Genomic DNA, 5,041 nt, shown 5'->3' with positions numbered 1-5,041 from the left:
ACTCGGATAACGGGACAGAATACAAGGGAACGCCGGAACACGCTTTCAGGGCGGTCTGTACAGAACATCGCATCAATCAAAAATTTACCCGAGTTGCCCGCCCACAGACCAATGGTAAGGCAGAGCGGGTTATCAGGACGTTGATGCAGATGTGGCACGATAAAACACGCTTTCAGGACAGTGAGTATCGAAAGCTGGAGCTAAATCGCTTCATCAACTACTACAATACGGTGAAGCCCCATAAATCACTTAACGGAGCGACACCATACGAGGTACTAGAGAAATATTTTTATTTTGATGAAAAGTGTAAACAACGCGGATAATTCTTACAATTTAGGTTTTTAAGACAAGATTTTTGGCAAGTTGTTTGAATATTTTAGATCAGGTTCTTCAGGGACGACTAGTTACAGGGAAGGGCGGGTATCTATAGGCGAAAGTGTCGTCTGGCATTAATAACGAAGTCTTCTTTTTTTATCTGAACGGTCAGTGTCATCAAGGCGCTGGCTGCTGTAAACAATAATGTAAGCAAAATTTCGTCATAAAGCCGTCGGTTAGTCTTAGCGTAGGATAATTTCCGTTTTCCAAGCGGGAGCTCTTTATCTACAAACCAAACATTGAGGCATTGCCTTTGCCTTGTCTCAGTAAAACAATGCCGTCGGTCATGTCAATTACCGTGGTGGGTTCGATGCCGCACCAGCCGCCGTCAATGATTAAATCCACGCTGTGTTCTAAACGATCGCGGATTTCGTAAGGGTCGGTAAGCGGTTCGCTGTCTTCAGGCAGCATTAGCGTACACGATAGTAAGGGTTCGCCTAAATCTGCCAGTAAAGCCAAGGCAATGGCGTTGTCGGGTACGCGTAAACCAATGGTTTTTCGTTTCGGGTGCAGGGTGCGGGCAGGGACTTCTTTGGTGGCTTCTAATATAAAGGTATAGCTGCCGGGTGTAGCGGCTTTCAACAGGCGAAATTGGCTGTTATCTACTTTGGCGTAGTTGCCCAGTTCACTCAAATCATGACACATTAGCGTTAAATGGTGTTTTTGATCAATGCGGCGAATATTCAGAATGCGCTCCATGGCGGCTTTGTCACCCAAACGGCAGCCGAATGCGTAACAAGAATCAGTGGGATAGGCAATGACACCGCTCTTGCGGACAATGTCGGTGGCTTGCTTAATCAGCCGTTCCTGCGGGTTGTCGGGGTGAATGGCAAAAAATTGCGCCATGGTATTTTCCTTATGCTGCGTTAATGTTTCATTGCTGCGGTATCAATCCAATTTTGCCACACGGGTTGGCAATGAGCCGGCAATTCAGGGCAAACGCCCAATTTGCCGCCGCTGTAGCTGTCGTTGCGGTGAAAATCACTGCCTGCGCTTGCCTGAAAGCCGAATTGTTCTGCCAAACGGGCATAATTGAGGCGATCGTTTAAATCGCTGTTGCCGCTGTGTACTTCGATGGCTTTGCCGCCGTATGCTTTAAATTCTGTGAATAAATGCCGCTTGGCGGTGGCGGATAAGCCGTAGCGCATGGGGTGTGCGATCACGGCAATACCATCGGCTGCTATTATGGTATGGACGGTGTCTGCCAATGCCGCCCATTGATGCTGCACATAAGCACATTTTCCTTGTCCCAAATAGCGGCGAAATGCTGTTTCCTTATTGCGTACAATGCCTTGGTCTAATAAAAACTGGGCAATGTGCGCTCGCCCGACCATTTCGGGGTTTGCGGTGAGGCTTAATGCGCCGTCAAATACGTTGTCAATGCCTTTTTTTGCTAATTTGTCGGCAATGGCACGCAAACGCAATAAACGTCCTTGCCGTGTGTGTGCCAGCAATTTTTGCAGTGCGCTGTTTTGCTCATCAAAATTTAAGCCGACAATGTGTATGGTTTGTGCACGCCAGCTGACTGAAATTTCCACACCGTTGATAAAATGTATGCCGCTGCTTTGTGCCGCGCTTCGGGCTTCGGCTAAACCGCCGGTGTGGTCGTGATCAGTAAGTGCCAATAGGGTGCAGCCATTATCGGCGGCTTTGGCTACTACTTCTGCCGGCGATAAAACGCCGTCGGATACATTGGAATGGCAATGCAAATCAATATTCATTTTTGCTCCGCAGTATCGCTGTTCTGTTGCATGGCTTCATGCATCGCTTTTTTTCGGTAATAAATTTGCCAAACACAAGCATCACCGCAACCGCCGCTGCAACATTCCCAATCTTCAGGGAGCATGGGCAGTTCAGACTGTCTGCTTATCAATGTGCTTTGTGTCATGCTTGAACAACACGAATGAATACATCGCCGAGGCTGATGATTTCACCTACACGAATTTTAGCGGTTTTACGCTGTTCCACAACGCCGCCGCGCAATACACGCCCTTCGGCAATCCAGTGTTTGGCTTGTCCGCCGCTGTCTGCCAATCCGGTGTGTTTTAAGAGGTCGCACAAAGCCACGTATTCGTGTCCGTCTAGATTAAAATCATGAGTCATTCAATATCCTTGTTTTCAGGCAGCCTGTTTGCTTTCAGGCAGCCGATAAATCCGTTTCCAATTCCACTGCCGCTGCGAGTAAAGACAATCTTGCCAATACGCCATAAACATATAAACGATTGTCTTCGCAATCGGTATTGGTTTCTGTTTGTGCCAAGCCCAGATGGTCCCATTGCTCAAATGCGCGTTTACTTTCTGCTTCGTGTTCAGATAATTCAAGTGCGGCGGAAGCAATATTACGGTTCAGCGGCACAAAGTGCATGCCACCGGCATTGAGGTTCTCGTCAGAACCGCGCCCTTCATGTACGCGGTAAAAACCGCCGATAACGAAGCGGTCTACCATATAGACTACCGGCTCGGCAGCGGCGCTGTGCAGGGTTTCGTGGGTATAGATGCCTTCTTGAACAATGACTTCGCTGACTGCCAATCCTTCTTTAACTTTTGCCATTTTGTTGCGGGTTTTGCGGTTTAAATCGCGCACATCATCAGGAGAGCGCACACTCATAACACCCATGCCGTAGGTGCCGGCATCGGCTTTCACCATCACAAACGGTTTGTCGGTGATGCCTTTTTCATTGTATTTGGCTTGGATTCTTGCCAGTAAACGTTCTACGGTTTGTGCCAGCTGTTCTTCACCGTCGCGCTCTTGAAAGTCCAAATTACTGCATGCTTCAAAATAAGGGTTAATTACCCAAGGATCAATGCCGACCAATTGGGCAAATTCTGCCGCAACTTGGTCGTAAGCGGCAAAATGACGGGTTTTTCGGCGGGTAGTCCAACCACCGTGCAGCGGTGGCAGAACGATTTGATTGATGCCTTGTAAAATTTCGGGAATACCGCCGGATAAATCGTTGTTAAGCAAAACCAAGCACGGTGAAAAACCGTCTGCTAAGTGAACACGGCTACGTGTACGTAAAATGGGTTCGAGCGTAATTTTGTTGCCCAAAGCGGTTTCCAGTGTTGTACGCTCTTTAATGTCCGGATTCAGGCTGCCTAAACGCACTTCAAAACCGGCATGGCGCAAAATTTCACCTAAGGCATAAACGTTTTGCAGATAAAAGGTATTGCGGGTATGGTTTTCCGGTATCAGCAACACCGAGCGGGCTGTGTCGCAAGCACGTTCCACTGCGTCTTGTGCCGCCGCCGCTGCCAAAGGCAGGAATTGAGGGTTTAGATTATTAAAGCCGCCGGGGAATAAATTCATGTCAATGCTTGCCATTTTGTAGCCGCTGTTGCGAATGTCCACCGAACCGTAAAAAGGCGGACGGTGCTGCCGCCATTGGGTGCGAAACCACGCTTCAATTTGTGCCTGCTTGCTTAAAATGGACTGTTCAAAAATTTCCAAATCTTTTAAATACGCAGCAGAAATCAGAGGTAATCCCATGGTTTATTTCCTTTTTATTTATTTTAATCGGTTTTTCGTTATTCACTTAAATTCAAATGCACACGGCTGCCCTGCATGTGGGTGATGGTGTGTATTAGTAGCTCAAAATGCTCGGTGTTGTTCAGCAAGTCCAATTCACCAATATTTACAGTGAGTAAAGGTGCGTGTTGATATAAATGGAAAAAGCGGCGGTATTCTTGGTGAATTTGGCGTAAATAACCGGCAGGGAAAAGATTGAATGTTTTTGGGTTTGCATGGCGAAGCCGTTCTTCCAAGGTGTGATCATTGGCTTCCAAATAAATAACGAGATCAGGCACAGGGAACTCGGGCATAACTCTGTGCTTGATTTGCCAATAAAGGGATTCTTCTTCTTTATGCAAAATAGCGGGTGCATAAATTTGGTCTTTTTCTAATAAAAAATCTGAAATAATCCTTTGATTTTTTTCATCTTCGGCTTGAATTAATGCAACAGATTCAGTACGGCGCATTAGAAAATGCAATTCAGCCGCCAAAGCATGGTGTTGGGCGTTGGCGTAAAACAGCTCTAAAAATGGATTTTTTTCCGGTTGTTCCGTAAGCAGCAAAGCGTCAAAATAACGAGCCAGATGGCGGCTTAATTCGGATTTACCGCAGCCGGTGGGTCCTTCCACCACGATATAACGATGACTCATGCGTTTTCCCTTTTTATGCAACATTTTATTTTACTGATGTTTTAAAAAACATGCCGTAAATAAAATGCTGAAAAATTTATATTGTCTGCTGTTGCAGGTGAGGTACGGCAGTCTGCGGTTTACGGCATTTGTTTTTTCTTACGTTGTTTGCTGTTTAATTAAAATACAATGGGACAAGACAACCAAACAAGGTAAAAACAAGACAACTAAATTTTCTCGGTTCTAAACCATTTAAGCAAGATTTTATAGATATTTTGCTCTCTATGGTTAAAACGAAACTCAGTTTCTTTAAGATGAATTTCAAATAAGTGCTTATGAATACCTTTAAACTTCGCCAAGCGGTGTTTAGCGAAGCCCCAAAAGCTTTCAATACCGTTTACATGATTGCCCTTACCGTCGGAAAATTCATCATTACCATGATTGACACGAAAATGCTTTTCAAAACCCACATCAACCAAACCGTCGTAACCGCGCCAGCCATCTGTATGGAGAACGCTGTTAATATCAG

Annotated in this window: 8 protein-coding genes; 1 reads left to right on the top strand and 7 read right to left on the bottom strand. The window is 45.9% G+C overall.

Going from position 1 to position 5,041, the window contains the following annotated elements; translation table 11 throughout:
• Positions 1-323: integrase core domain-containing protein (locus tag Q384_RS10555; RefSeq protein WP_037586640.1), on the top strand; the 323-nt coding region annotated here is incomplete at its 5' end.
• A gap of 277 nt (positions 324-600) precedes the next feature.
• On the opposite strand, the gene Q384_RS10550 is transcribed toward Q384_RS10555, so the two are convergent.
• From Q384_RS10550 to Q384_RS10525, 7 genes are all read right to left on the bottom strand, one after another.
• Complete coding sequence (locus Q384_RS10550) at positions 601-1,221, bottom strand: L-threonylcarbamoyladenylate synthase (RefSeq protein WP_037587930.1); 621 nt, start codon at positions 1,219-1,221, stop codon at positions 601-603.
• Positions 1,222-1,241: 20 nt separating this feature from the next.
• Positions 1,242-2,096, bottom strand: a complete 855-nt coding sequence (locus Q384_RS10545; RefSeq protein WP_037587928.1) for a PHP domain-containing protein — start codon at positions 2,094-2,096, stop codon at positions 1,242-1,244.
• Positions 2,093-2,221 carry a hypothetical protein gene (locus tag Q384_RS14420; RefSeq protein ID WP_281174541.1) on the bottom strand — a complete coding sequence of 43 codons (129 nt, stop codon included), beginning with the start codon at positions 2,219-2,221 and terminating at the stop codon, positions 2,093-2,095. Before Q384_RS14420 ends, Q384_RS10545 begins: the two co-directional genes overlap by 4 nt.
• A gap of 38 nt (positions 2,222-2,259) precedes the next feature.
• Complete coding sequence (locus Q384_RS10540; RefSeq protein ID WP_037587926.1) at positions 2,260-2,478, bottom strand: RNA-binding S4 domain-containing protein; 219 nt, start codon at positions 2,476-2,478, stop codon at positions 2,260-2,262.
• Between the two features lie 34 nt (positions 2,479-2,512).
• The gene (gshA, locus tag Q384_RS10535) at positions 2,513-3,862 is read right to left on the bottom strand and encodes a glutamate--cysteine ligase (RefSeq protein ID WP_037587923.1); all 1,350 of its coding nucleotides are present in this window, start codon (positions 3,860-3,862) and stop codon (positions 2,513-2,515) included.
• A 38-nt stretch (positions 3,863-3,900) separates the two neighbouring features.
• On the bottom strand, positions 3,901-4,533 hold the full coding sequence (locus Q384_RS10530; RefSeq protein WP_037587920.1) for a deoxynucleoside kinase: 633 nt from the start codon (positions 4,531-4,533) through the stop codon (positions 3,901-3,903).
• 206 nt (positions 4,534-4,739) lie between these two features.
• Positions 4,740-5,041, bottom strand: a 302-nt coding sequence (locus tag Q384_RS10525; protein WP_037587047.1) for an IS1595 family transposase, incomplete at its 5' end; no start/stop codon positions are given.

This window comes from Stenoxybacter acetivorans DSM 19021 (assembly GCF_000745895.1).
GTDB lineage: Bacteria > Pseudomonadota > Gammaproteobacteria > Burkholderiales > Neisseriaceae > Stenoxybacter > Stenoxybacter acetivorans.
Note: the sequence above shows the minus strand (reverse complement) of the source record. Positions and strands in the feature narration are given on the sequence as shown.

Bases quoted from the DNA above. Each gene is read 5' to 3' on its own strand.
- Q384_RS10550 (WP_037587930.1), bottom strand. From the start codon at position 1,221: ATGGCGCAATTTTTTGCCATTCACCCCGACAACCCGCAGGAACGGCTG.
- Q384_RS10545 (WP_037587928.1), bottom strand. From the start codon at position 2,096: ATGAATATTGATTTGCATTGCCATTCCAATGTATCCGACGGCGTTTTA.
- Q384_RS14420 (WP_281174541.1), bottom strand. From the start codon at position 2,221: ATGCTCCCTGAAGATTGGGAATGTTGCAGCGGCGGTTGCGGTGATGCT.
- Q384_RS10540 (WP_037587926.1), bottom strand. From the start codon at position 2,478: ATGACTCATGATTTTAATCTAGACGGACACGAATACGTGGCTTTGTGC.
- gshA (WP_037587923.1), bottom strand. From the start codon at position 3,862: ATGGGATTACCTCTGATTTCTGCTGCGTATTTAAAAGATTTGGAAATT.
- Q384_RS10530 (WP_037587920.1), bottom strand. From the start codon at position 4,533: ATGAGTCATCGTTATATCGTGGTGGAAGGACCCACCGGCTGCGGTAAA.